The sequence below is a fragment of the Herbaspirillum autotrophicum genome, assembly GCF_001189915.1.
Classification (GTDB): domain Bacteria; phylum Pseudomonadota; class Gammaproteobacteria; order Burkholderiales; family Burkholderiaceae_D; genus Herbaspirillum; species Herbaspirillum autotrophicum.
Genome location: NZ_LFLS01000002.1, coordinates 108,365 through 132,726, shown reverse-complemented (window position 1 = coordinate 132,726; position 24,362 = coordinate 108,365). Strand labels below are relative to the sequence as shown.

The 24,362-nt window shown below is 52.6% G+C and carries 22 protein-coding genes; 5 read left to right on the top strand and 17 right to left on the bottom strand.

The window, feature by feature from the left end:
* Nucleotides 1-18: 18 nt before the first annotated feature.
* The 4 genes from AKL27_RS01950 to AKL27_RS01935 are packed head-to-tail and all read right to left on the bottom strand — an operon-like array spanning nt 19 to nt 3,482.
* Entirely contained in the window at nt 19-615 is a 597-nt protein-coding gene (locus tag AKL27_RS01950; RefSeq protein ID WP_050460930.1) for a VOC family protein, read from the bottom strand.
* A gap of 38 nt (nt 616-653) precedes the next feature.
* On the bottom strand, nt 654-2,294 hold the full coding sequence (locus AKL27_RS01945; RefSeq protein WP_050461145.1) for an FAD-dependent monooxygenase: 1,641 nt from the start codon (nt 2,292-2,294) through the stop codon (nt 654-656).
* A gap of 5 nt (nt 2,295-2,299) precedes the next feature.
* Nucleotides 2,300-3,145 (bottom strand): fumarylacetoacetate hydrolase family protein, encoded by an 846-nt coding sequence (locus AKL27_RS01940; protein WP_050460929.1) that lies wholly within the window; start codon nt 3,143-3,145, stop codon nt 2,300-2,302.
* 10 nt (nt 3,146-3,155) lie between these two features.
* Nucleotides 3,156-3,482 (bottom strand): hypothetical protein, encoded by a 327-nt coding sequence (locus tag AKL27_RS01935; RefSeq protein ID WP_050460928.1) that lies wholly within the window; start codon nt 3,480-3,482, stop codon nt 3,156-3,158.
* Between the two features lie 306 nt (nt 3,483-3,788).
* Here AKL27_RS01935 and AKL27_RS01930 point away from each other — a divergent pair, with 306 nt between their 5' ends.
* Both AKL27_RS01930 and AKL27_RS27005 read left to right on the top strand, forming a co-directional pair.
* On the top strand, nt 3,789-4,727 hold the full coding sequence (locus tag AKL27_RS01930; RefSeq protein WP_050460927.1) for a LysR family transcriptional regulator: 939 nt from the start codon (nt 3,789-3,791) through the stop codon (nt 4,725-4,727).
* A 110-nt stretch (nt 4,728-4,837) separates the two neighbouring features.
* Nucleotides 4,838-5,383 (top strand): IS110 family transposase, encoded by a 546-nt coding sequence (locus tag AKL27_RS27005; protein ID WP_232310868.1) that lies wholly within the window; start codon nt 4,838-4,840, stop codon nt 5,381-5,383.
* Nucleotides 5,384-6,211: 828 nt separating this feature from the next.
* Here AKL27_RS27005 and AKL27_RS01920 read toward each other — a convergent pair.
* From AKL27_RS01920 to AKL27_RS27475, 6 genes are all read right to left on the bottom strand, one after another.
* Nucleotides 6,212-8,473: a hypothetical protein gene (locus AKL27_RS01920; protein WP_050460926.1), complete on the bottom strand. Its 2,262-nt coding sequence runs from the start codon at nt 8,471-8,473 to the stop codon at nt 6,212-6,214.
* A complete protein-coding gene (locus tag AKL27_RS28330) occupies nt 8,470-9,735 on the bottom strand; it encodes a hypothetical protein (RefSeq protein WP_232310867.1) in 1,266 nt (421 codons plus the stop codon). Before AKL27_RS28330 ends, AKL27_RS01920 begins: the two co-directional genes overlap by 4 nt.
* 193 nt (nt 9,736-9,928) lie before the next feature.
* Complete coding sequence (locus AKL27_RS01910; protein ID WP_050460923.1) at nt 9,929-10,387, bottom strand: 3'-5' exoribonuclease; 459 nt, start codon at nt 10,385-10,387, stop codon at nt 9,929-9,931.
* 1,442 nt (nt 10,388-11,829) lie between these two features.
* Nucleotides 11,830-12,882 (bottom strand): ATP-binding protein, encoded by a 1,053-nt coding sequence (locus AKL27_RS01900; protein ID WP_083438802.1) that lies wholly within the window; start codon nt 12,880-12,882, stop codon nt 11,830-11,832.
* Between the two features lies 1 nt (nt 12,883).
* On the bottom strand, nt 12,884-14,863 hold the full coding sequence (locus AKL27_RS27480; protein WP_157056751.1) for a hypothetical protein: 1,980 nt from the start codon (nt 14,861-14,863) through the stop codon (nt 12,884-12,886).
* Nucleotides 14,820-15,476, bottom strand: coding sequence for a hypothetical protein (locus AKL27_RS27475; RefSeq protein WP_157056750.1), 657 nt, complete (start codon nt 15,474-15,476; stop codon nt 14,820-14,822). Before AKL27_RS27475 ends, AKL27_RS27480 begins: the two co-directional genes overlap by 44 nt.
* Nucleotides 15,477-16,573: 1,097 nt before the next feature.
* Here AKL27_RS27475 and AKL27_RS28770 point away from each other — a divergent pair.
* A complete protein-coding gene (locus AKL27_RS28770) occupies nt 16,574-16,684 on the top strand; it encodes an integrase core domain-containing protein (RefSeq protein WP_083438800.1) in 111 nt (36 codons plus the stop codon).
* Nucleotides 16,685-16,702: 18 nt separating this feature from the next.
* Here the strand turns inward: AKL27_RS28770 and AKL27_RS01895 are convergent, their stop codons facing one another.
* Complete coding sequence (locus tag AKL27_RS01895; RefSeq protein WP_050460920.1) at nt 16,703-17,629, bottom strand: homoserine O-succinyltransferase; 927 nt, start codon at nt 17,627-17,629, stop codon at nt 16,703-16,705.
* 170 nt (nt 17,630-17,799) lie between these two features.
* On the opposite strand from AKL27_RS01895, the gene AKL27_RS01890 reads away from it, so the two are divergent.
* Together AKL27_RS01890 and AKL27_RS01885 are read left to right on the top strand one after the other, a co-directional pair.
* Entirely contained in the window at nt 17,800-18,573 is a 774-nt protein-coding gene (locus tag AKL27_RS01890) for a 4'-phosphopantetheinyl transferase family protein (protein ID WP_050460919.1), read from the top strand.
* Nucleotides 18,574-18,640: 67 nt separating this feature from the next.
* Complete coding sequence (locus AKL27_RS01885; RefSeq protein ID WP_157056749.1) at nt 18,641-19,030, top strand: DUF697 domain-containing protein; 390 nt, start codon at nt 18,641-18,643, stop codon at nt 19,028-19,030.
* A 25-nt stretch (nt 19,031-19,055) separates the two neighbouring features.
* Here the strand turns inward: AKL27_RS01885 and AKL27_RS01880 are convergent, their stop codons facing one another.
* From AKL27_RS01880 to AKL27_RS01855, 6 genes are all read right to left on the bottom strand, one after another.
* Nucleotides 19,056-20,222 (bottom strand): prohibitin family protein, encoded by a 1,167-nt coding sequence (locus AKL27_RS01880; protein WP_050460916.1) that lies wholly within the window; start codon nt 20,220-20,222, stop codon nt 19,056-19,058.
* Nucleotides 20,219-21,865, bottom strand: a complete 1,647-nt coding sequence (locus AKL27_RS01875) for a cyclic peptide export ABC transporter (protein ID WP_050460914.1) — start codon at nt 21,863-21,865, stop codon at nt 20,219-20,221. Before AKL27_RS01875 ends, AKL27_RS01880 begins: the two co-directional genes overlap by 4 nt.
* A 4-nt stretch (nt 21,866-21,869) precedes the next feature.
* Nucleotides 21,870-22,067, bottom strand: coding sequence for a hypothetical protein (locus AKL27_RS01870; protein ID WP_050460913.1), 198 nt, complete (start codon nt 22,065-22,067; stop codon nt 21,870-21,872).
* Nucleotides 22,068-22,082: 15 nt separating this feature from the next.
* Nucleotides 22,083-22,649: a hypothetical protein gene (locus tag AKL27_RS01865; RefSeq protein ID WP_232310866.1), complete on the bottom strand. Its 567-nt coding sequence runs from the start codon at nt 22,647-22,649 to the stop codon at nt 22,083-22,085.
* Nucleotides 22,650-22,680: 31 nt separating this feature from the next.
* A complete protein-coding gene (locus AKL27_RS01860) occupies nt 22,681-23,406 on the bottom strand; it encodes a thioesterase II family protein (RefSeq protein WP_198155860.1) in 726 nt (241 codons plus the stop codon).
* A gap of 204 nt (nt 23,407-23,610) precedes the next feature.
* Complete coding sequence (locus tag AKL27_RS01855; RefSeq protein WP_083438799.1) at nt 23,611-24,174, bottom strand: YcjF family protein; 564 nt, start codon at nt 24,172-24,174, stop codon at nt 23,611-23,613.
* Nucleotides 24,175-24,362: the final 188 nt, after the last annotated feature.

The following is a 24,362-nucleotide window of genomic DNA, read 5'->3' as shown; positions in this document are numbered from 1 at the left end:
GCATGACGCCGACAAGCATCAGCGCAACGGCAACGAATCGAGTCCCCGCCGTCCGATACGCGTGCGACGCTTGATGACCGCGTCGCCTTCGCCGGCATGGTAGCGCTGCGCCAATACGGCTGGATCGAAGTCGACCCCGATAGGGTTTTCGGCGAAGTCCTCCGAATAAAAGAATTCGGTGGCCTCTTCAATGGTGTCGAAGTTATCTACTTGCAATTCAATCTGATTGCCGTCCGGATCCTGGTAGTACAACGATGTAGTCGGCCCGTGGTTGGTGCAATACACCGGCACGATATCCAGTCCGCGCAAACGTTCGTAGGTAATCACCAGATCGCCCAGCGTGGCGTAGGTGAATGCGATGTGATGTACCCCGGCCGCACCTTCGGCCTGTGGTTTGAGATCGGGCGCATTCAGCAGCGCGATACGGTGATGTTCCTCGTCATAGGTCAGAAAGGCCAGCCCTTGGTCGGCATAGATGGTGCGAGCGGCAAGGACGCGCAGATACCAGTCTTGCATTTGCTGGAACTGCGAGGTGCGCAGCACCACATGAGCCAGCTTGGCCGGTACGGGGACGGCTACGGTAGTAGCGCTGTTGTTCTGGGTGGCGTTGTTCATGTCGGTCTCCTTTGTTGGTGGTACGGTCTACGGTCTGTTCACGCAGCAGGCCGGTGGCCCGCCACAACGGCAAAAACGTCGGCTTGCTCCGTGCTGCTCCAGCTCGCACCGCTCCAGGCGATGTGCTGGTCCGGGCGGATCAGTGTCAGCGGCTGCGGGTAAAGCTGTCGCACGCCCCGGTTATCCGGATGCAATACTTTCAGTGGTATGCCGTAGCGTGCAGCGTCGGCGCAAGCAAGTGCGGTGTCATCAACGGCAGCGGTGGCGGACACCAGTAATGTGAAGCCGGCGCCAAAATGATCGAACAACGAGCTACCGTCATGCAGCCAGGCGTGCGGTGCGCGGCATCCAGGTTCGGCGCACGGAACGTAGTTAAGGAAGTCGCGCTGGTGGTCGTTGTCTGGTGCATCACCGGCGACGATCAGTGGCGAACCTGCATAGCTGTCACCGAGGATGGTTCCCAATGTGTAAAACTCGGACAGCTTGGCGCTGCGAATGCGCTTGCCAGTTGCGGTGCGCAGCATCTCGCCTGCCGGTGTGTCGTCTTCCAGTCCAGGCGAGAGCAGCGAACCACCCAACAGTGCGTGGTTGGCAGTGGCCTGCCCCATAACGTGCTGGTGTACTCCACGGCGCTCTTGCTGATAGCTGTCGAGCAACCCCGAACCACCCCAACCCTGCAGCACGGCAGCCAGCTTCCAACCCAGGTCCACGGCGTCGCCGATGCCCATGTTCATGCCGAAACCACCGAACGGCGGGTGCAGATGGGCCGCATCGCCAGCGATGAACACACGGCGGTCTCGGTAATGGGTTGCCAGCAGCTCGCTGGCGACCCATTCGTCCGCGCTGAGAATTTCATACGGCAGGTCGATGCCGGTGGCCTTGCGAATGTAGTCCGGTGCATTCTCGCGGGTGATCTGCACGCCCTCCGCCAGTGCTGTTGGCATGAAGAACCAGCGATCATCGCTGTCCATGGGCCCGATGATGCTGGGCAGGTCGCTATTGATCTGCCAGTACATGATCGCCTTGCCGTGTGGATGCGCCTCCGCCAATCCCGGTGCACGAAACACGAAATTGTAATTGCGTGAAAGTCCGTAAGTGCCTTCCATGTGCGCACCTATGGCTTCACGTACGCCGCTACGAGCACCGTCGCAACCGACCAGAAATTGCGCCTCCACTACTTGGAGCGAGTCACTCTCGACGTCTCCGATAGTGGCATGTACGCAATCGCTCAGCTGCTCGATGCCAAGCAACTGGCATTGCAATCGGAGCTGGACCGAAGGAATACCTTTCAGATGGTCCCGCATCACCTGCTCTACCTTGTATTGCGGTATCCACTGCGCGTGCTCCGCATACAACGGATTGCGACCGGGCGCGCAGTACAGCGCGTTGTCGAATTTAGCCAACTGATGTCCGCTGAGTCGCGTTGTGAACACGACATTCGATGGATAGTCCACGCCAAAGGGTGACGCCTCGCGCAACTTATCCGCCATACCCCAGCGGCGAAAGTGTTCACGGCTGCGAACATTGGTTGTTTTTGCGCGTGGCGCAGTGCCGACACGGTCGTTCTTGTCGATGACCAGGCAAGCGATGCCGCGCAGTCCGAGTTCGATGGCCAGTCCCTGGCCAACCGGCCCGGCACCGACGATCAGCACCTGTGTCTTGAGAACGGGTTTTGTCATGGTGCTCACCGCTTCTCCACCACGACCTGACGCTGGCTGCCCAGTCCCGCGATGCCCAGCGTCACCACGTCGTCAACGCGCAAAAAGCGCTGTGGTTTCTTGCCAAAACCTACGCCTGCCGGGGTGCCGGTAGTTATCAGATCACCCGGATGCAGGGTAAAAAACTGGCTGATATAGCTGATCAAGGCGGCCGGCCCGAACACCATTTTGGCAGTCGATCCTTGCTGCATGGTTTCGCCATTTACCTTGCACCAAATGTCGAGTGTGCCAGCGTCACCTGTTTCATCCGGCGTGACCAGCCATGGCCCGACAGGGGTAAACGTGTCGCAGCTCTTGCCCTTATCCCATGTACCGCCCCGTTCCAATTGGTAGCTCCGTTCGGATACGTCATTCACCACGCAATAGCCGAGTACATACGAGAGTGCCTCCGCTTCGCTGACATGGCTGGTCACCCGTCCGATGATGATGCCGAGTTCAGCTTCCCAGTCCAGTTTCTCCGCCTGTGGCGGTAACAGCGTAGCGTCATTCGGTCCGCAGATCGAATGTACCGATTTCATAAACAGCGCTGGTTCTGCAGGCAGTGCCATTGACGCCTCGGCGGCATGGTCAGCGTAGTTCAGGCCGACCGCAACGATCAGACGCGTGCCGGCGATGGGAGCACCGAGGCGCTGGCCTTGCGGAGCCAACGGATAGTCTTCCGCTTTGCTGGAAAGCAGTTGTGCGAATGCCGGGCTGGCAATAGTCTCGGGATTGAAATCCGGCACGAGCGCGCTGACATCGCGTGCGCGTCCTTCGGCATCCAGCACTGCCGGTTTTTCGAGGCCTGGCTGTCCATGGCGTATGAGTTTCATCGCAACTCCCTTATTCGAAATCAATGCCGCGGCTGTTCACATGTACCACCTTGCCTTCGAACATCGGCATGACGTTCTCGGCGAAAGTGGCTCGCACTGCCTGCCGCTGCGGCGAAGCCAATGCTTGCGCGATATCCTCGCTGCTATCAAATACCATGCGAATGGTGGCGAAAATTTCCGGGCCGCCAGCATCTATTTCCAGCGGAAATTCCAGACGTGCCGAGCGTACGCCTGGCAGTTTGGCGTAGGCGGCAGTGCCAACTTCAAGGCCGGCGATAAACTTGTCCTCGGTGCCCGCGACGGGGCGACCCAGAAAGAATGCGTTGCGTGTGTACATGGTGTCTCCTGGTATGTCGGTCGATTCAAATATGTGTGACTACGGGTATCAGGTTGTCGGCCTGGATGCGCCTGCGGTCGAAACTACAACCCGCGTCTGATGCGCCATGAAGCCACGACTTGGCAAATATGCAAATCAGAATGCCAGCGGTTCTTTTGACTAGCCTGGCCCGTGCGGCAGCAACAGTTCTATTCGCATTGGTATTTAGTCGTCTCCTGTTGAATACCTGTTGAGAGCGATTTTATGTGGCAGCATTTAATTAATCTATATAATGAACTTCATACCCAGAATGCATAGATTTCATAGATGAAAACCCCTGACCTGAATTTTCTGTATATCTTGCAAGCACTGTTTGATGAGCGGAGCGTCTCGCGCGCGGGCGACCGGCTTGGATTGACACAGCCGGCCGTTAGTCATGCCTTGGGACGGCTGCGAGAGATATTTCAGGATGATCTGTTCGTGCGTGCCGGCTCATCCATGGCGCCGACCCCGGTAGGTGAACATATGGCGTTGGCCAGCGGCCGCATCCTGGCGATGATCCAGCACGAAATTTGGGAGGCGCAAGCATTCGATCCAGCCACCACCACTCGGACCTTCTCCGTTTGCATGAGTGACATGGGTGTATTCGCGCTATTACCGCGCTTGCTATCCGCGCTCAGCGAACAGGCCCCCAATGCCACCCTCAAACCGATCCAGCTGCCATCCCCGCAGTTGGCATCCGCATTGGAGGACGGCGAGATCGACATGGCAATCGGCTATCTAGGCAAGATGGGACAAAATCTTTATCAGCAAACGTTGTTTCATCGTCAGTTGGTCGGAATCGCACGCGCCAGCAGCACCACGCAAGCAGAGGATATGACGCTGGCGAAATTCATCTCATCCCGCCACGTCGTGGCAGACACGCTAAAGCTGACCAACAAGCTGCTGGAAAAGGAATTGCGCCAGCACGGCGCACGGTTGAAGGTGGGAGTGCATGTACCCTATTTGCTGGGCGTGCCGAGCGTGGTGGCAACCTCAGACTTTATCTCGGCCGTTCCGAGTGAGCTGGCCGAGCTATTCTCGCGCTTCGCCGACATCCGGGTGTTTGAACTACCCGTTAAAATTCCGCATCTGACGGTCAAGCAATTCTGGCATGCACGGCACCACAAGGACGCCGCCCACAGCTGGTTTCGAGGCTTGGTCACGCGAACGCTGGGCACTGGCTCAGCCATGGCTAGCGACGATAAGGCGGATCACCGGCTATAGATAGTGGTGAAGATTTGCACCGAAAACTGATAATCATCTAGCCGTCCTCCCTCGGCAAGTGCCGAGCGTAAAGTCATGGTGCGAACCTCACTTTATCCAGGAGAACGGCGATGTTATTTTGTGGCATAGACCTTCATTCGAACAACTGTTTCGTCATCAGTGATGACGACGATCGGGTCCTGTATTCCAGGCGCCTGCCGAATAATTTGGGTCAGATCTGCGCAGCGCTGGATCCGTACCGAACGAACTTGTTCGGTGTGGTCGTTGAGTCGACCTACAACTGGTATTGGCTTGTCGATGGACTGATTGACGCAGGCTATCCACTACACCTGGCCAACACTACCGCAATCAAGCAATACGATGGTCTCAAGCATCGTGGCGATGAATCAGATGCCCGCCACCTTGCGCATATTCTCCGACTGGGATTGCTGCCTGAAGGTCATATCATGCCTCGGGCTACGCATGCAGTTCGTGACCTCGCGCGCAAGCGTATGCAATTGATTCAACAGCGTACGACGCAGATCGTATCGATCGAAACCTGTCTGGCGCAGCAAACCGGAGGGCGTCTCTCCACTAACGACGTGAAGCAGCTAACCGATGCACAGGTATCAAGGCGGTGGCGCATAAGCTGGCGCGCGCCTGTTTCCACATGTTAAAGACGGGAGAGCAGTTCTCAATCGAGCGCTGCTTTATGTCAGCTTGGCAACGGCTGGCAAGCCAGAACGTGGGTTGGACTTCGAGCCATCAAAAATTGATTGGATGTCGCGCCGTTTGCCATTGCTGTTTGTTCCGAAGGAAATGAATCGTCCGACATGCGAGCCACAAGGGTCTGGAACTGCGATACAGAAGCCATAGAACTGTCCCGCAATTGGACGCAGGTCGGTACCGAGATGCTTCTGGGGCAGTTGGACTGCCAGGGCGAAGAGAGTAGTAAGGCTTCCGCTTGATCCATATGGGTGACTGGTGCGATTCACGCAACCATACACTGAAGCAAAGGGCACGAAGTCAGCCAACAGAACATGACAGCGATGGCTTGATGAAATTAAGATATCGCGAAATATTGCGAGTGCTAAGTTTGTACCCTTGACAATGGACGGCTAATGGGTGACCCACGTTTGGGACACGACTTGAGTCAACAAAGTAGATTCATCTGCGAGATACTGAGGCCTATCAGAGTGAATCTCTAAACAAGTACATATTCATGCTCTCGCGTGATTAAAGACTGAAGCGGCCAAAGCATAGTCTGGTCTAGTGAAGATCAGTTGAGCGAAGCTCGTGATGAACTAGAGGTCTTCAGGCTGAACGGCCACAAATGCAAGCACGTATTTTGGCACTTGAAGGAAAAGGAGCGAATCTAGAAGGTCAACTTCAAAGGCAGCTCATTAAAAACGCACTACTGGAGCCACAAGTCAAACAGCAGCTACGGCAATCGAAATAACAACATTCTGATTTAGCAGAGATCCACTCGACGCACCATATCAAAACTAGCGCTCGATAGTCCCATCCAGCTCCCCTTTCAAATATTGGGCGACCACCACATGGTGCTCTTCGAGTTTAGACTCGACAATGCTCTGAAAAAACGTCAACGCGTGAGATTGATGAAGCGTCAAGCGACCGATGAGCATCCCGATGAGATACTCCATTAGGGCGTGTCCGCCTGAATGGCTTGCGGCGCGTACTTCTCCAAGCAAAAAATCACGCATCGTCTCGCTGAGCGCTTCATTGCAATTGCCGTATGCTAGCTCCCCTTCACGAGCTGCCCTGAGAAATGCAGCCTGCAGAATGCCGTCGCTGAACCGGCTAAAGGTTGTTGGGGATATTACCGCGCGCTCGTAGGTGTGCGATGTAAGACGGGCGCGATTGCGGCTCGCACTTTGACGGTATTTGTGGAACAGTGTGGTCACGATGGCAAAAATATCCGCTTGTGGTACAGGCCTAGCCCCATCTCGCGTCGCTATCATCGTGAAATCTGCCGCAAGCTTGAGCTGGATGCCCGCTGGACTTGGCCAGAACAACGCATCGACCAAGCCTGTTGCTGGTGCTTGTCTCAGTAATTCGATGCGCTCATTAATGCTTGCTGGAGTGGTGTGGCCCTCCAGCTCGAACCAATATTTGACTTCATTCAGCCGCGTGAATTCTTTCTGCCAACTATGATCAGCTTCACATCGTGGCAGGTCGAGATTCAGTACCGAAAGTTGGGTAAATGTCTTGGGTCCCTGATCCCCATAGGTCAAATTGGATTCCATCCGCTTGCGCTCATCGTCAGAGGCGAAGCGGAAGATCGGACTGACGTAGGTAATAGCACCACCAGGTTGCACCGCGCGCAAATCTCGGCTGATCCCCATCAACTCACTGGCCTCATCAAGGCAAGCCGACACAACTAGTGTTGCGCCCGCATCGGGGGCTTTACTCATGAGCAGAGCTTGCGGCGCGACGATCTTCACTGCTCCCCGGAGCTGCTCCGGCACAAACGTCTTCGCTTGTTTGGTAAGGGCATAGGTCCCTGGATATGATGTTGGAACTATCCTCTTCAAATGAACTGGCAATCCGCGCTGAAGGAGACGATTCAGTCGCTTGGAAATCTCCTTGACCCGACTCCTAGCATCTTTATCACCCGTCTTCGCCTTCAGCATGTTCTCGACGTCGAGATAGAGCTCAAATTGACGGTTTTCGACCGTTTTGTAGACTTTGAACAGGCCCGTACTCACCACCTTGTCTAGTAGTGCTCGGGTGTTTTCGTCGAAATCCGCTAGATTGACGGTGATTTCCTCAACCTTTGCCGGCTCTGTACGAAATTGATCGCCAACGATCGGAATGGGATAGGAATGTTTTTTGCAGTCAGGACAATTGGCTTGCGAATAGTTGTCGATAAATGCAAGTCCCTTGAAATCAAGCTGCGAGTCGGTCGCCAGATTGCAGAGCACTACACCAGGTGTTTGATCTCCTAAGTAAAACAATGTGAAAATATTCTCTTTTTTCGCATTACGTTTGATGAGTTCGCTAGCCAGCTTCCCGGATGTCGAGGCTGAAATCAGAAAAATCGTCCCTTCTGGATCGGTAACTCTGAGCTTTTCCAGTCCACCGTAGGACGCATGAGACTCTATAGCCGGTAACGCCTCGGCATCACCTCGTCTTAATCGCTCGTAAGCTAGTGCGTAAGCGATTGACGCGATGCCCGATGTATCGACAATCAGGCGCCGGATAGTCTTGCCGCGCAACAAAGGATAAAGCCAGAATACCAACTGATGGCTGACCGCACTCTGCTCGAACACATTCGCCGCCCTCAAAAATTGCCTGGAATGGGAACCAGAGGGCTTCGTAAAGTGCGTCCCACGGCTAGCAGTGACCAAGCCGCCATTCTTCTCAAATACATTAAATAATGAGAAGCGCCTTTCTTGTATCACCAACCTCGGACTATTGGTAACCGTACCATCCAACGTCTGGGCTTCAAAGCCACCTCCAGGCTCGTTTGACCAGCTCATCAAGCTGATTTTAGGTTCACCTTTCCGAAGGCGGAGAAAAGAGGAGGATTGTCCCTGAAGAATTCGTCGGATATCCGTAATGGACTCAGGAGCGCCATGGAAATTGATCCGTTCGAAAGGACCATGATTACTGAGTGCCGGCGCTATCTCGTCATCCAGCATCTCATCTCGGATGACCACGGGGTGGACGAACACAGACAGCACATTCTCTGTGCGCTTCTCATCCCCGATACACTGATAGGTGCTAATAGTGACGGGTTTCATAGATGCTCACCGAGAGGAATAAGGACTGCGACGTGAGCACCTTGCATATCCGGGTAGCCTTCTGTGATTCTTCTCGTAATCCCCCGCCTCCAATCCATCATTCGCTCTTCTGGGGCTGTTGCCCCCCCTTTCTTTTCCTGCAAGAACATGTTTTCGTACCATGCAAAATCTCGGTAGACATGAACTTTGTTCGTACGAACTCGAATAAATCCCTTCAATTCACGGAGGTCTCGCAGCACCTTCCACAAACCATATCCGCGGCTTTCATCGCCGGTAGTTGATCGACCGGTCGCAAAACATCCCAGAACGGCTTCAAATTGCTGTTGTACAGATGCTCCCCCGAATTTTTTCTTGAGATAGGTTGCAGCGAAGCCCGGTCCAGTGTCAAACACCGATAGCTCTAAAAGACCAAGAAACTGTCGTTCCTCAGCTTGTATTAAACGGTTATGTTGCTGAACCCTATCGCGAGTAAAGTAAGACGCAAATCGTTCCGCTTGATCTAGGCCTGACAGAATATCGCGTCCCTGTTCATCTTTCTGTGGCGCAGCACCGGTATACTCCAACTGTGCTGACGAATAGAAGCGAGCATAGGTGCCTCGAATCGAGAACGACAGTGGCTTACCGTCGGTCGTTAGCCGTGCGTGATCATGTGTATTTTTGAATAGCTCGTGCAGGATGGTGGTCAGTTGTTCTCGACGACTGCTAATTGCTCCACGGATGTTAGCCTCATCAGTCACCGACGCTATTAACTGATCCACGAGCAATCTGAAATGATCGCGATCTGCCACAGCGCCGGCTTTGGCTGCCGGATACAGTTGCGGAGGAAGTCCTATGCCAGCAGGAATGTTGTCTTGGCAGATCAACGCCGCTTGATCTTGAGCGTCTAAGTCAGGCCAAGAACGTTGCTGCTTGAAAAAGGCGTCTTTAAACTTGGCGAGTGCCGCCTTCGGCATCTCAATCCATGCCTGCTCATCGAGCATTCCAATTAGCGCACCTGGCAACGTGTCTGACATACGTTTCAAAGCGTCGACGGGCGGCTCATTTTCCCGCGGAGAGATGCGAAGGCGTCCATTTAAAGATCCGGTCCAAGTCGCCAAAAATTGGACCGCGGACGACTCCAGAAATAACTGTGCTTCGTGATCGCGAAAGTTTTGGCCGTCGAACGCGAGAACGCTGTCCGCACTCGCTTCAAGAGCATGGAGCAACCCTTCCATTTCTTCCAACGAGGTAGGAAATACCTGAGTCTGGGGTAATGATGTCATTGAATTGGACTGTCAGATGGCAGCGAATCACTGCGGAAGCCATTAGGGAAATTAGAAAATTTTCTTAATATTCTAATACTGGGATCAATAATACCAGTTGAGCAATAAATCAAATAAAGACTCATGCTCAATTGCCACAGAGCTGAATTTACATATTCTAGCTCCCTGATGTTTGGCGACAACGAATGTGCATTTAGATTTTTAAGCGGTAAGCATGGCGATTTGCTTGGGCATCGTAAAGGGCATGGTGCTCTGGTAATTTTGAGTGCTTGAAAAAATCGTAAAGCATTAGCTCAACAATTTCCTCACTTACCAGCTTGTGGTAGCACCAAGGTGGCACATGATAGTCCAGTGCATCACAAAACAAGTCCCAATCTGTCTGATAATCTACACAGATATAAACGTCTTCTTTGTCTCGACGCACGATCTCCAGCCATTTGATGATCTCCAAATGTAGATTGGGGCGCGAATAATAGGAATGTGGTATCTGTCTGAGCAACGGCACCACGGCCTCTCTTACAAATGCTGAACAGGCATGATCCGGATAAGGCACTTCGGCATAAAAGTCTTCACCATATTCCGACGCCAGACCCAAGCTGATGAGACTTGGTTCTAGAAAATCGGTGAATTCAGTATCCAAAAATACATTCATACGATGCTCCATCCGGTAAGGAATTTTTGTTGCTATATGTTACGGACAGACAGGGCGAATGATTGGCCCATGTTTCGACAAGTCGCTGAATGGAACGAGGACGTTCTCTCACGCCTTCAAATTTGACCTAGATAGTATCGACAGACCATCGAAGGGAAGCGTGGCACAAATCCCACGTAAAACGTTCTCGGAGTCTATCGAAATGGAAACGAATCGGAGTCTTGAGTCATCGCCGCGGAATCGACACGCATCTAGCTTTCCAGTTCGACGAGCAGCTAATACAACGTTATACCAGCCAACAAAGGTCGCCAAGTACATCAACCGCCAGCTTAATCGAGTTGTTCTTCCATCGAAATCTATCGCTTCAAAATTAAAAGGGAGTTGACGTAACCATATAGAACGATAGTCGTCGGTTCTCACAAGATTCCCTTCCAGCTTATAGCGCATGATGTAAAACGCCAACCACTGCGGAGAGAACTCCCTGACATCAATTGTCGGATCATCCCATGAATCGAAATAGCGTTGATGTTCACTATCAGAAATACATCCAAACTGTCTTTCGATTGTGCGTTTAATTAGGCGAATCGTACACAAATAGACAGACCGAGGAGTCTTCATAGCTTTCCCCAAACTAACGCGCTGAAGGTAATATCCAGGCCCTTCGTAAAGTTTGAGCTTCCAAGAACATATAGATAATTTTTTATACTTGGACTGTCGACAGAAACTTGGTAGTGGGAAATGGTTAAAGACTACGGCACATGCGAATTCTGTGGGGTCACACCACTCAGAGATTCCTGGCGCGACTATTCCAAACTGAAAATACCCCTTTTCCATAGAAGAGCAAAGTTGCCATCGCAACTTCTGCGATTTTTCGAACCACGCGCATAACGGGCTAAATGTACGAGAAATTGTCTCATGATGATCACGAAAATCCAGATACAGACTGAGATCCGGAGCAACGCCACTAATTGGTTCTCCGCAATGAACGCAAAAATATGGCCGAGAAAATAATTGTTTAGTGATATTAAAAAAGCCGACAGCATATCTGCACGTATGACAGCGAGCATGCAGGCGAACTTCATGCACTGGGCAATAGTCCAAAAACGAGAACTGAAACCAGTAGCTGTGATAACCTCCGCCCAAACAAATCGGACAGTAACGTAGGTGAGGTTCAAAGAGGTATAACGGGTATTTAGTAGAGCCGTCTACCAAACATTGCTCATTTTTGCTTAGAGGATGCCATCCTAGGACATCGGAAAAAAAAGATGTTCTAGCTATCCAGTTGTATTGCGGCCGATAACCAGGTATTCCAATAATCCTACGAAGTTGTGCGGGCGACAGAGTATTTCGCCAAGCAAATCTCCAGTAAACGCTCAATGCTGACTCATATGGCAAAGGGCTCAAGTCTCGTCCCGCCCATCGCGTTCCGATTGAAGCCATTTTTATATTTCCACGGTCAGATCACCAGCTTGCCCTCGACCTCTAATCAATAGGATTGCATCTTGAAGCTTTGCATAGGCAACCGCTTTTCTCCATGCATCAGCGTGAATTCTTCGAGGTTTATTGATTGCGGCATTATCCATAACAAACGTACGTATCGCGAGAAATGTTTGCCTAGCTGGAATTTGAATTTTTGACACTATAGATTTAGGCATTTCAGTTTGAATCGCATCGAGAAAATTCTGAGCTTGATCTTCCAAACGAAATCCTTCTGCGTAAGCATAAGGAAAGAAAAATCCAGTCCAAGTAATACCGGAACCTTGTGGATGCTCCGTAGAGTCTATGCCCGACAGAATCAATTTGAGATCATCAATGGTTTTATATGCTCTAAACGGAAGAATTCGCATTGCAAAACGTCCAATTAAATCTAGTCGTCCTTCGCTTCTAATTTTTTTTATAAGTATAGATAAATCTGGCTCCTGCCCCATGAGTACAGTAACCAATTGAACACCTTCTTTGCCCAAATCGTTATAGACATCTTTTAGAAAATTGAAATCTGACACCGCCATTGCATGAGCTTCATCTATCAACATTAATACGACGTTTTGCCCAGAAATACGTGCCTCATCAACAAGTGAATTTACTAGCCTTTGTCGCAAATCGAATGTTTCACCCTTAAGTTCGGAATGTCCGACGGTTACCAAAAAATGTTTAAAAAAAGCACGGATAGAAGGTATTTGTTGATTGTGAGTTTCATGTCTGAATATTGGCAAGGTTGGTAGTTTTTGCCGTATCATTTCTTCGATCATTTCAAGAGCGGAAGTTTTTCCCGCTCCGCTACTTGCGGACAAACATAAACCCGTCTCTCGGAGTAAAACAGCTCTCCAAACTACTGAAAATAATTCCTTTGCAGGTTTTGTAGGTAATAAAACTTGGCCAGTCATCAGTGGATGAAGAAGAATTTGCGATATTAAAGATTTTTCCTTTTCAACGTCATCTTCATTCTTCTTACTTGAATTTTCTTGAGTATTGAATGGGATATTAATCTGTTCCATTTTAACGACTCCTACGGACAAACACTTTCATTGGCGGATCGATAAGCAGTCCAAAAGGATCGTTAGTAGTATCGGCGTTCTCGCTCGGTACTACTGAGTTCTCAGTCGCATCCTGCTGAGTGGATTTTTCTCTAGATATAACGTTAGCAATCACCAAAGCATCGGCAGAAGTCTGGGCGCGAGTTTTTTTCTTTCTATTGGAGACCTCTTCGGATTTTTGTTGCACCCATGTTCGCATGGTGGATTCAGAGTCGCTTATTATGTTGAATGACTGGCTACTCCGATTTATCAACTTTCGATCGCGCCAAGAACATTCACTGTTTGTCCATGAGCCCCCGGCAATCATTAATCCTAAATTTTCCCCAGTTTCTTTAACGGTTGCATAAACAATGCAGCACCTACGCCGATAGGTATAAGTGATGAGCTTTTTTCCCAGAAATCGATAACTGCTAGCTAGTAATGGATTTGTGTAACGACACCGATCAAGCTTGAAATAAGGACGTTCGTTACGAGCCAAATTTCCTCGAACTGTCACCTCTTCAATATGCATAAGGAGCATGGGGCCTGTATTCCCTACATCGGGAATACTATAAGGAAAGAACCCGCTAGCAGGGCGACTAAGGGAGGCTTCTAGTATTTGAACAGGAGATGAGTTTTGACTCCGCTCACTTTTTCTCAAGTTATGTTCCCGTATACATCCGAATAAAATAGAAATTAGTTCAGACAAGAGAATGCGAAATTTAATAGCCTTTTCGCTGGGCTTATTTATTTTGCTGTCGGCGACTCCACTTCCGTAGGTCGATGGCATTCTTTGCAATCCATTCCTGGTGAGCTCGCCAAATATTTTTTCTATTAGATCGCGCCTCCACCAGGAATAACATGGGCCGAAATTTACCGCACATCCAATCACATCCATAATGTTATTTACGACATCATGCGCAGCATTGGACCAACCATTATCAATTTTTAGAGCACTGAAACATTGATTTTCAAGTCCAGGAATAAGTTGAACCAACAATGCTTTCCCCTCGTCAACGAACCTAGCACGAGGATCTTCCTTTATAAATTGTTCTGCCGTGAGACTGCTACTAATTACTTCTAACGTGCTGTCTCCGCTCGGTGTTTTTTCTAGCGCTACAAATGCGCCAGCTATTCCAGCACTAAACTCATCCACCAAAAAACCAATGTGCCAACGAGATACAGGTATTGGAACTTCGACGCCATAGTCGTTGCGAATAACGATAATAGATGCTGCGTCTATTTTATGAAAATCCAATTGCATAAAACTGTATGGACGCAAATTAGAGATTAAAGGCTTATATCCCGTTCCCACGGCACCTCGTCTTGACGCATCGCGTCCTAAACGAGCATATGCATGCCCAGCTCTTTGATTAATGTTATTTGCCAGATCTCGACAATAGAGATAAAGGGATTTATAACCAGCATTCTGAGTATTGAATGGCCAGTCATACTCTCCTAATCCCAATTTTCTCAACGCTTTCAAGAAATACTCATGTATGTTCTTTATGCTGATTCTTGCTTCATGCACTTTTAGCTGATTAGAGTGTTTTTTGAAATACAGATCGTTTACCAATTCCTCAATTTCAGGGAATCGTGTAAACAACAGCTTCAATGCTCCTGAACACCCAGCTGATTCATCACCAACTTCTCGTGCGGTAGACTTCTTCCGCTCATATGATTTAATAAGGACGCCTGGTAGTAATGCAAAAAATCCATATATGAAGCCGTCTTCTTTCAATACGACACATCTCTTTACCAATCGTCTGACTTCGTCATCACTTATGTTGCTCGCATTTCGTATTTCCTGAAAGGCTGTGCCATCCGCATACATTTCAACGGCTTCCTTACGCCGTCTATATATCTCTACGGCAGTTGGATTCAGGCCAAAACAGTCCGGGCGCGGCCAAGCTGTCAGATCAGCATAAGCCATTGGAATTAGTATGCGATTCACGCTCATCATTACCTCGCCGAAGTATTGTATTTGTCCCGAATAGTTCTGTATTCAAGTCAGCGGATATAACCCCTGCCTGCAGGCTCATAGCAACCGCAGCGAACATATAACTTGGCTCAAAATCGGTTGTATCTAAAAGCTCTCCGAAACGTATAATCGTCGATGACGTAGATTCCACGATAAATTTCGCCTCTCGTCCCAAATAACATCTCCTGCAACGGTTAATCGCAGCACACAAAATCAACCAGTTATCAAATAAAATCTCCCTGTTTAGAAAGTCATGTTCTGTAATTAGACGATCTACCTCAGGACGTTTCTTTAATTTCTTATCAGATCGTTTGAGGTCCCACACTTCGCTACCTTTATCGCGATAGTGAATTTTCATTTCAACAACTCCAAATGGATTTGGAGGTGAGTCAATCTCGTAACCAACTACAGAACATTCTCCTTCCAGCAGCACTGCAATCACAAAAGGCAAGTCGCCAAAAATATTTAATCTCTTTTTATTTTTAGGTGAGTCAAAAAACCAAACATTGGTGTTCGGCTGACGCTTCTTTAATGCAGTCTTTACCTTAACCCGTTGAAAAGAGCTTTCGGAAAAAGCTTCTGACGCAATCGGCATACACCCTCAGCGAAAAGACGATGACGTTTTTTTAGCAAACAAGTTAGCTAATAACAGCGATATTTTCTTTCAACGTTTTCTTAACGTCCTATCACATTAGCTGGTGATCGTATGATGTCAACGCCGGTTTATGACACCTGTCAGCATTTTCTGAATTATTTTTTTGACTGACAATTGGACGTTTGGCATGGCAGAGCACGCAACCGATACTTATGTACGTATCCATGATTTGAATCCGAAGCTACCCCGCAACGTTTGAGATTCACCATCGTGAAAAGAAGCACACTTATGACTTGGCCCGCTATGGTTAGGTAAATAAAATAGCACCCGCTACAAACCGATATGATTACGTAAAGATTGCTTTCGGTGAAATTTTTTTATGAAGATGGCATTACCTAAAGATGCTGGCTATTGAGATGAAAGTATTGATTTTCCGGGCCTGCGAGGGGCGTTTGATACCGATACCTTTACGTAAGAGCGCTCGATCAACGCCCTGTTACGATTCGTCCGGCAAAAATGAGGTTCCCTACGCCGACGCAAGGAACCGCCCACCAGAAATGGTCTGGCTAGAGGCTTTCAACTCTCCGTTTTTGGAGTTCCCGTGACGCTCATGCTCAATCAGAACCCTCCAAATGTCCGAATTTTCATCCGGCTGCACATGTGAGGCTGAGCTCTCCCAAACCTTACTGGGCGGCAGCCCATGTGCTAACGCTGAAATACATACGCGCAATGCCTTCACACCGCCCCCAGAATATGCTGCGGTCAAAGATCCTTTACTAAAGTTTGACGGTCGTCGCGAATGACGTCCACCTCCCCCCCCCATGTCAGGAGAGAATTGCTGCCGCCGTTACGCGTTTTTTTCATATTACAAACAAATGTTCAGAGACAATTCTCCTCAATTTCTCCGCCTTCAAGGGATTGGTCTCATTCAGATACGCCTGCATTACTCGTCAGACTACCTGCCCCCATTTTCTGCCGCCAGAGCAAAGCTGATTGCAGGAGATAGTTATGAACATTATTCGGTGAACAAACTTAACTTGTAATTTATCAAAACTCTTATTTATTCAAGTACTTAGCACTCTAATGAACAAACAACATTGAGGACTCGTAAATGGCGAATCGATTACAACTCGGTTCGTCCACATAGCGCCCTCGGGCAAATGGCACCGGACCAATTCCGGCAATTGCATCACACTGAGCACTCCTGACTCGTTGAATTGATATGTTCAGACTTCGGGGTGACCAATTGTGGCCAGATCCGCCGGCGTTGTCTGAAAAATCCGGTTGATCCAGTTGCCGAACAACAGATGCGCATGACCGCGCCACTGGTTTCTGGGATGCAAGGTTTCACAGTCTCCGGGAAAATAGTTACGTGGAAGATGAATGCTTCTTCCCGCGTCCCGGTCGCGGAAATATTCGTCGGCGAGCGTGGTCGAGTCGTACTCGATGTGATTGAAGATGTGAAGCGCGTGGTGTCGCGGATCGTGTAGCAGACAAAGCCCCGTCTCCGACGAGTCGATCAGTACGGATATACCGCTGCCGGGTGGAATGTCGGTGCGCCGCATTTCCATCCAGCGCGACACCGGAATGTGAAAATCGTCGGGAAAGCCTTTCAGGTACGGCGAGCAGCTATCTAATCCGTGATGACTGAACACGCCAAAAGCTTTTTCATTCAGCAGGTATCGCGGCATGTTGTGAAAATAATGCATCGCTGCCTGGGCCCCCCAACAAATGTTGAGGCAACTGTGGACGTTGGTTTGAGTCCATTGGAAGATATGCGTGAGTTCGCCCCAGTAACTGACTTCCTCAAAAGGCATCGTTTCTATCGGTGCGCCGGTAATGATGAAGCCATCGAATTTCTGCTCCCTGATGTCGCTCCAGTCGTGGTAAAACGATGCGATATGTTCGCTTGAAGTGTTCTTGGGAACGTAGCTGGAAGTCTTGATGAGAGTCAGTTCGACCTGCAATGGCGTGGCTCCCAGCAGGCGGGCAATTTGGATTTCAGTATTGATCTTGTCGGGCATGAGGTTCAGCAAACCGATGCGCAACGGCCGGTGATACTGAAATGTGGGGCCCGCCTCGTCCATTACCATGACACCCTCCTTTTCGAGCGCGGATAGTGCAGGCAAACCTTTGGGGATTTTGATGGGCATGGGCGTCCGTGGTCTTTTATCCGGCATAGTATCATCGGTATTTTTAGCGGCTATACCGTGCGTCTCACCTTTTAAAAAACCGTCGGGCAGTCGTCCCCGCGCAGACACTGTCAGCTGAATTCAACTACGCCATCTTTGTTCAACCATACCGATAATCGAAACCATTCGCCATGGCTGCACCCGTTTTGCAGATGATCCCTCCGGCAGTACTTTCCGCTCAAGCTGCGCTGGAAATTGCGTTTCCCGTGCTGCCTCCCCATGCCGCGCTGTGTATCGGCGTCACGCTGGCGCCGGCGCTGTTTGCTGCGATACCGAATTGCTGCTACGAATATACGTCTGTGGCGGAGCAAGAGCGCGCCGGACGTTTCCTGTACACCGGGGATGCGCTAAGGCATTTGTATGGCCGCGCCCTGCTGCGCCAAGCTGCGCTTGCTTATGGCGTCATGCGCGGTATACAGGAATTCGATCTTAACCCCTGGGGGAAACCGGTCTTTCCCGGTGCCTCGCTACAGGGCAATATCAGCCATTCGGGAATGCAGGTGTGGCTGGCGCTGGCGCGCGATTGCGAGATCGGGATCGATATAGAGTCTTCGCAGGCGCCCGCCGATTTTGCCGACATCGCGGGGTTGCTCCATCCGCAGGAACGGCAATCGATACTCGATGCATCCGATCCGCCGCAGGCGATGATGCGTTGCTGGATCCGCAAGGAGGCGGTGGCAAAGGCCGTCGGGCACGGCCTGTCGCTGCCACTGGATTCTTATGCCGTAGACTGCGGCATCGGCACGATCGACTGGCTCAGGCATGCCCCGCCCGGCACCGAGTTGCCGAATTGGCATTGCGTCGATCTGCCGCCGACGCCAGATCATGTCGGCGCGGTTTCCGCTCATGGCGACTGCAGCCAGATTCACATCTGGCAACTCAAGATTGGCACCGGATCGACGTGATCGTCCACCGTCCGGAGGAGAAAACATGAATGCACCCACCCCAATTACCAAAACCGGATAGTGTCGCTTGCACGCGCAGGAAGTGATCGTCCGGCACACGTCCATGGCCGGCGTCAGCATGGTCATTCCCGTGCCTTTGCTCGACATGGTCGCGTCTATGTCGGTGCAGATCAGGATGGCGAAGAAGCTGTGTGGAATTTACGGTGCCGAATTTAATCGTGGTGCGGCGCGCGACGTCATTAGCGGCATCCTGGGAGGATTTTCGTCAGGCAGCATCAGCGCGACCGCATTGCGCTACCTCTCTTTCGCCAGTTACTTTGCCGGCCCGCTGCCATCGGTGGGCCTGAGCGCGGCATATACCTACGTTCTCGGTGAAGTGCTGCTGGAGCGCCTGATCGCCACCGGACGCATTGATCTGCCCTCGCCTGCCGAAATCAAGCCTCATTGTCTGAAATGATAGCTTGACCCGGCGCCCGGGCGGCCTAACGTAATGGAGATTGGTCGAGCGAGGGGCGTTGCTCCTTGTGATGGCTTTCTCGCGCCTGCAAGTCCGGGATCGGCGCAACTGGTTTACCGGCGGCGGGTTCACGCTTTATTGAAGAGCGCTTTTCTGGCACTCCCGCGCCCTTGCCGGTGAGGCTTCCAGATTTCAGTTCGAGTCCAGTGTCGCCCTTGCCCAGATCGGCGCGCGGCGTAGCTGGCTTGCCCTTGGCGTTCTTCTTCTCCTGCGGCACACCATCGCCGTTGATCGAAATTAACGGCAAGCCGCCGGTCTTTTCGTTGCCGATCACGACCACTTTGGCGTTTTCCGACCGGGCCAGCTCCAGCGTCGCTTCGATGCCGCGCCAGCGCAGGTAGGCATCCGACATACCGCCACTGATGATTTCCTGGAAGTTGCGGATGCCGAGCGCTTCCACGCGCTTGCGTTCGCTCTCCTGCTGTTCCTTCTCGACAATCAGGGCATACTGTTCGACCTCGTGGCGCGCCACATTCTTGCGTACGATGGCGTCTTCCACACCGTCCGGCAGCACGATGCGCTTGACCAGCACGTCTTCGATCAGGATCCAATTCTGGCCGGAGCGCAGTTCCGTGTTGAAGCGATTCTTGATGTCATAGCGCACTGATTCGGATATTTGGTTCTGGATTTCCAAGCGATGGCTGGTGTAGATATCCTCCGGACGATAGATCGCAATCACGTCGCGGGCGCGGGCGCCGACTGACTGACCCAGCAGCGTCTCGGCGTACTCCGGGCCGGCGTATTTATGCAGCTCGCCGAGGTGTTCGGGGATCACCCGGAATCGCCAGGCCAGCGTCGCCATCAGCTTCAGGCCGTCGGACGACAAGACTTCGAATTCGCGTTCCACGCTCTGCAGGCGCGCGTCGTAGATGTACATCTCGTCCCACGGGAGCATAAGATGTGTGCCTTCCTTCTCGACGTGGTCGATCACGGTGCCGCCGCTGAAGCGTTTCCACAACACGCCGAGATGGCCGGCCGGAATCGTGACGATCATCGACGGCAGCAGAAACGCCAGCAACACCACAAGGATGATGGCCACAATCAGCAGGTCGTTGCTGAAAAACTGCAGGCGCCGGCGCAATCGTTGCCAGGCGGATGCTGCCGGAGGGTGGAATTCTTCGATGGTGCTCATGTTGCTGCTCCCTTGCTGGAGATACTGGTAACGCGACCGTCCTCAAGGTGGAGTCGGCGATCGGCGTGATGGAAATATTTGTCGTCGTGGGTAATGGCGATGACGGTGATGCCGGCGGCGCGCAAGCGCGGCAAGACAAGCTGGTAGAACTTGGCGCGAAAATGCGGATCCTGATCGGCGGCCCATTCGTCGAGCACCATGATCGGCGGATGTTCCAGCTGTGTCGCCACCAGGGCGAGCCGCTTGCGCTGCCCGGTCGACAGATCGACGGTGGAAAAGCGGCGGCCGTCCAGATGCACTTTGTTTTCGACTTCCATCTCATCGATCAGGCTTGCCGCGCGTTCACGGTCGATGCGTTCGACGCCATACAGCGTCGGGAACAGATGGAAATCGGAAAACACTGCGCCGAAGATGTTGCGATAACGCTGCATGTCGGCCCTGTCCACCAGCCTGCCGTCAACCAGGATTTCACCGGAATCCGCCGGATACAGGCCGGTCAGCATCTTGATGAAAGTCGTCTTGCCGGAGCCGTTGCCGCCGGTAATGAACAAAGTCTCGCCGCGCCGTATGCTCAGGTCGATCGGGCCGACCACAAAGCGTTCGCTGCCCTCGCCTCGCGCAAAGGTCAGATGCCGCAAGTCGATGCTGCTGAAATCTGAAAATGCCGGTGCCGCGACTTCTCGCGCGTCGTCGGCGACGATGCCTTTTTCGACGTTCTCGTCGAACAATTTTTCCAGTTTCAACAGATTCTCTGCTGCCGCATTGGCTACCGTGATCTGCGGCGCAGCAGAAATCACGCCGGACACCGGGCCGACAAGAAACAGCACTGCCGTGAGCACCTTCACCGTGCTGTCGGCGAAGGTGCTGCTCAATGCCGGCAAGATAAACACCAGCGTGCCCAGCAAGATGAATATGGCGACTTGCGAAAAAACGAAATTCACGCCCAGCGCGCGCTGCGCCAGGGAGCGGAAGAACGCCGTCCGGCCGGACACCATGACCGCATCCTGCAGCAATTCGGCGGCACGCCGGCTGGACAGCTTCACTTCCTTGAAACCGGCCAGCAGCCCTTCGACCATTTCATGCAGGGCGACCACTTCTTCGTGGGCGCGCCGCAAGTCGATGCCGGCGCGTTCGCCGCGCTTGCGGTACAGGCGTGCCGCCACCAGCAGAACCACGGCCACCAGCGCCAGTGCAGGCAGCGACAAGGTTGCAATGTAGATCGTGGTCCAGAAGATCATCATCACCGCCTGGACGCCGAGGATCAGGCTGCCGGCAGTCTGCGAGATGGTCTGCGTATCGGCGTTGATGGCGGAAAAAATGGCGCCGTGGCCGATCTTTTCGACCCCCAGCAGTTCGCAGTCGGCCAATTTGCGGATCAGGCTGCGGCGACGCTCGTCGACGATCCGCTCAACCTCGTCGGTGGTCGTCTGCAAGACATAGCGTTGGCTGAAGATATACACCAGCAAGGCGATCCCGTAGAGCGCGACGGCAACCAGATGGTTGCCGTGGCCGGCCTGCGAGGCGGCCGCAGAATTGACGATCGCCAGTATGCCGGTGCTGGCCGCGCCGGCCAGCAGCGCCATCAGTCCGAGGCGTTGCAGCGAGGTCCGCGCATCGCGGACAAGAAGTTCGGTCAGACGCATCAGATCAGCGCTCTGCCGGCTCGTGGGAATATGGCTTGCTCTTGTCGTCAAGGGCAGCGAACAGCAATACGTAGATAAACGCCACCAGCGGCGTCAGCAAAAACGCAAGCACCAGCGTGCGCAGCGATCCAAGCTTGCTTCTGCGCGCGATGAATGCAACCAGCAGGCACAACACGACATAGATTAAAAATGCGACAGGCATGATGACGGCTCCTTGTTATTTCTTGTCTTGAATTTTTAGTGGCACTGCACCGTATTCCAACGCCCGCACGTCTTGGGCGCAGCTCTCGCCGGTTTCGTACAAGCATTGAATGACTTCGGCTTCGCCGGTCGTTTCTTCGCAAGCGGAGGTGTCCAGCACGCTCGGGAAATAGTGCACGTCCTGCTTGCCGGTCTTGATCAGATAAAAGCGCGACAAGGTACTGCCGATGGTCTTGCCCGCCTTCTTGTAGCGGATGCCGACGACGAGCTCTTCCAGCGTCTGGTTGGACGAATTGGTCAACTGGATCTGCGGCGAACAACTCGGCTTTTTGTTGCCGCCTTCACTGGCGACCATGATCGCCTGCGGCACCGCCAGGTAGATCAGCCCTTTCGGACGGCGTTTCTTGAGCAGCTCCTGCAGCGGCTGATCAGACACGAAAGCACCCGCGCCAAGATGATGGCTGGCGTCCTGTGCACGGGCTTGCACCGGCAGCACACCGGTCAGTGCGGCTAATCCGACCAGCGTTGCGATCAGTGTCGACCGGCTGGTCCTTCTTGCGTGCAGCGCGACGACCGGCAGCAATATTCTTTTGTTGTTCATTGTGCGGCTCCGCTCAGACGGAGACAAGTGATGATAAATCGGCCGACCGCGCCAGCGCCAGGTCGGTATTCAACGCCGGACAGACATCGGCGCTGCGGAGAAAAAAATGATCTCCGGCAAATTCTCTCAGGACGAAACCGGCGCTTGTGAAACGCCGCCAGCCGGCCATCGCCTTGGCACCGGCATGCACGTCGTCGACGCCGGCATAGGCCGCGATCGGATACGCTGCGGATCCAGCGCTGGTATACGCGTCGAGGTCCAGCGGCGCGGCGGCGAGCGCAAAGTCGGCCCGCATGACCGGCAACGTGAGATCCCAGAACCCCTGTTCGCGCGCCATCGCCACAGGAATCCCGCCGTATTGCAGCAACAGCGCTTTGAACGACTCGTCATCCATGCCCGCTGCCTGCAAGGCCGGCGACGGCATATCCGGCGGCAGGTGCGCCGCGATGATCAGTTGCACCGGCGGCGTACCGGCGGCGACCAGTCTGGCAGCCAGCGCAAAGGCAAGACGCGCGCCCATGCTGTAGCCGAACAAGGCATAGGGACGATCAAGCGCGGGGGCAAGCGCTTCCTGCAAGGCCGCCAGCATGTCTTCCCATGCGTGCAAAGGCGTTTCGCCCAGGCGTGTCTCGTGGCCGGGATACTGCACCGGGGCCACGCCGATGCCGGCCTCTGCCAGTCGGGCGCGCCAGGGTAGAAAATTCGATGCGCCTCCGCCCGCGAAGGGCAGGCAAAACAAGCGTGTGTGCGCATCCTCCCGGCCCATGCCGAAAGGAAACCAAGCACGTGATTTCTCTGGTGCAGTCATCGAAAAATAGTCATTCCACGGGATGCATGCGGCCGCCAGGGGGCGCGTAAAAAATACCGGAAGTGCATTCACTCCCGGCACGCAGTTTCTTGCAGGATTTCCTGCCGGATTCCCCGCAAATCGTGCCGGCAGCAATCAGACTGTGTCTTTCTTGGCCCCGGGAGCATGCTTCTTCAGGAACTCCTTGCCCTCCTGAACATGCTGCTTCAGCTTTTGCCCCATCTCTTTCGTATCGACGTCGAGCAAGCTGCCGCCCGATGCAAAGTGTTGCAGGAACAGTTTGCCGACCGCATAAGTAGTTGCGCCCGCCAGCGTCGATTGCGCCAGGACGCCTGCGGCGATGCCGACGCCCGGGATGAACTTCAGGACGCTGCTGACCGGTCCGGCAATCATCAGCGGCAAGTACCCGCCGAGCACCGCACCCAGCAGTTTTTTGCCGGTTTCATCGGACAGCCTGAAACCGTACAGGTTGCCTATCTTGCGCAGCAGGCTCAGTTGCACGCCGGTCAGCGCGATCAGGTCAAGACCCGGAATCGGCAGGATGCCCACGCCCATGGCAGTCATTGCGTGATTTTTGATGGAATGGAGCGCCTCGTTCTGGACTTCGGCCGGGGTCAGTTTTGCGGCCTGCTCGGTAGCCTGGTCTGCTGCTGGTGCTTCTGCCGTGATCGTTTCTTCTGCCTGATCGGTAGTTTTCATTGCCATCTCCTTCATAAATTAAACGCCCTGACGCGCATGAGACCTGACGGATAGCTCAAGGCTTCGGGAAAAGACTCTGCCGCATATGACAGAGCGTCAATATCGGGAAATCAGTCGAACACATGGTCAATGCTCGATACACGGACAACGCATGCACAATATACGCGGGCCGCAGAAATTATTGGGCA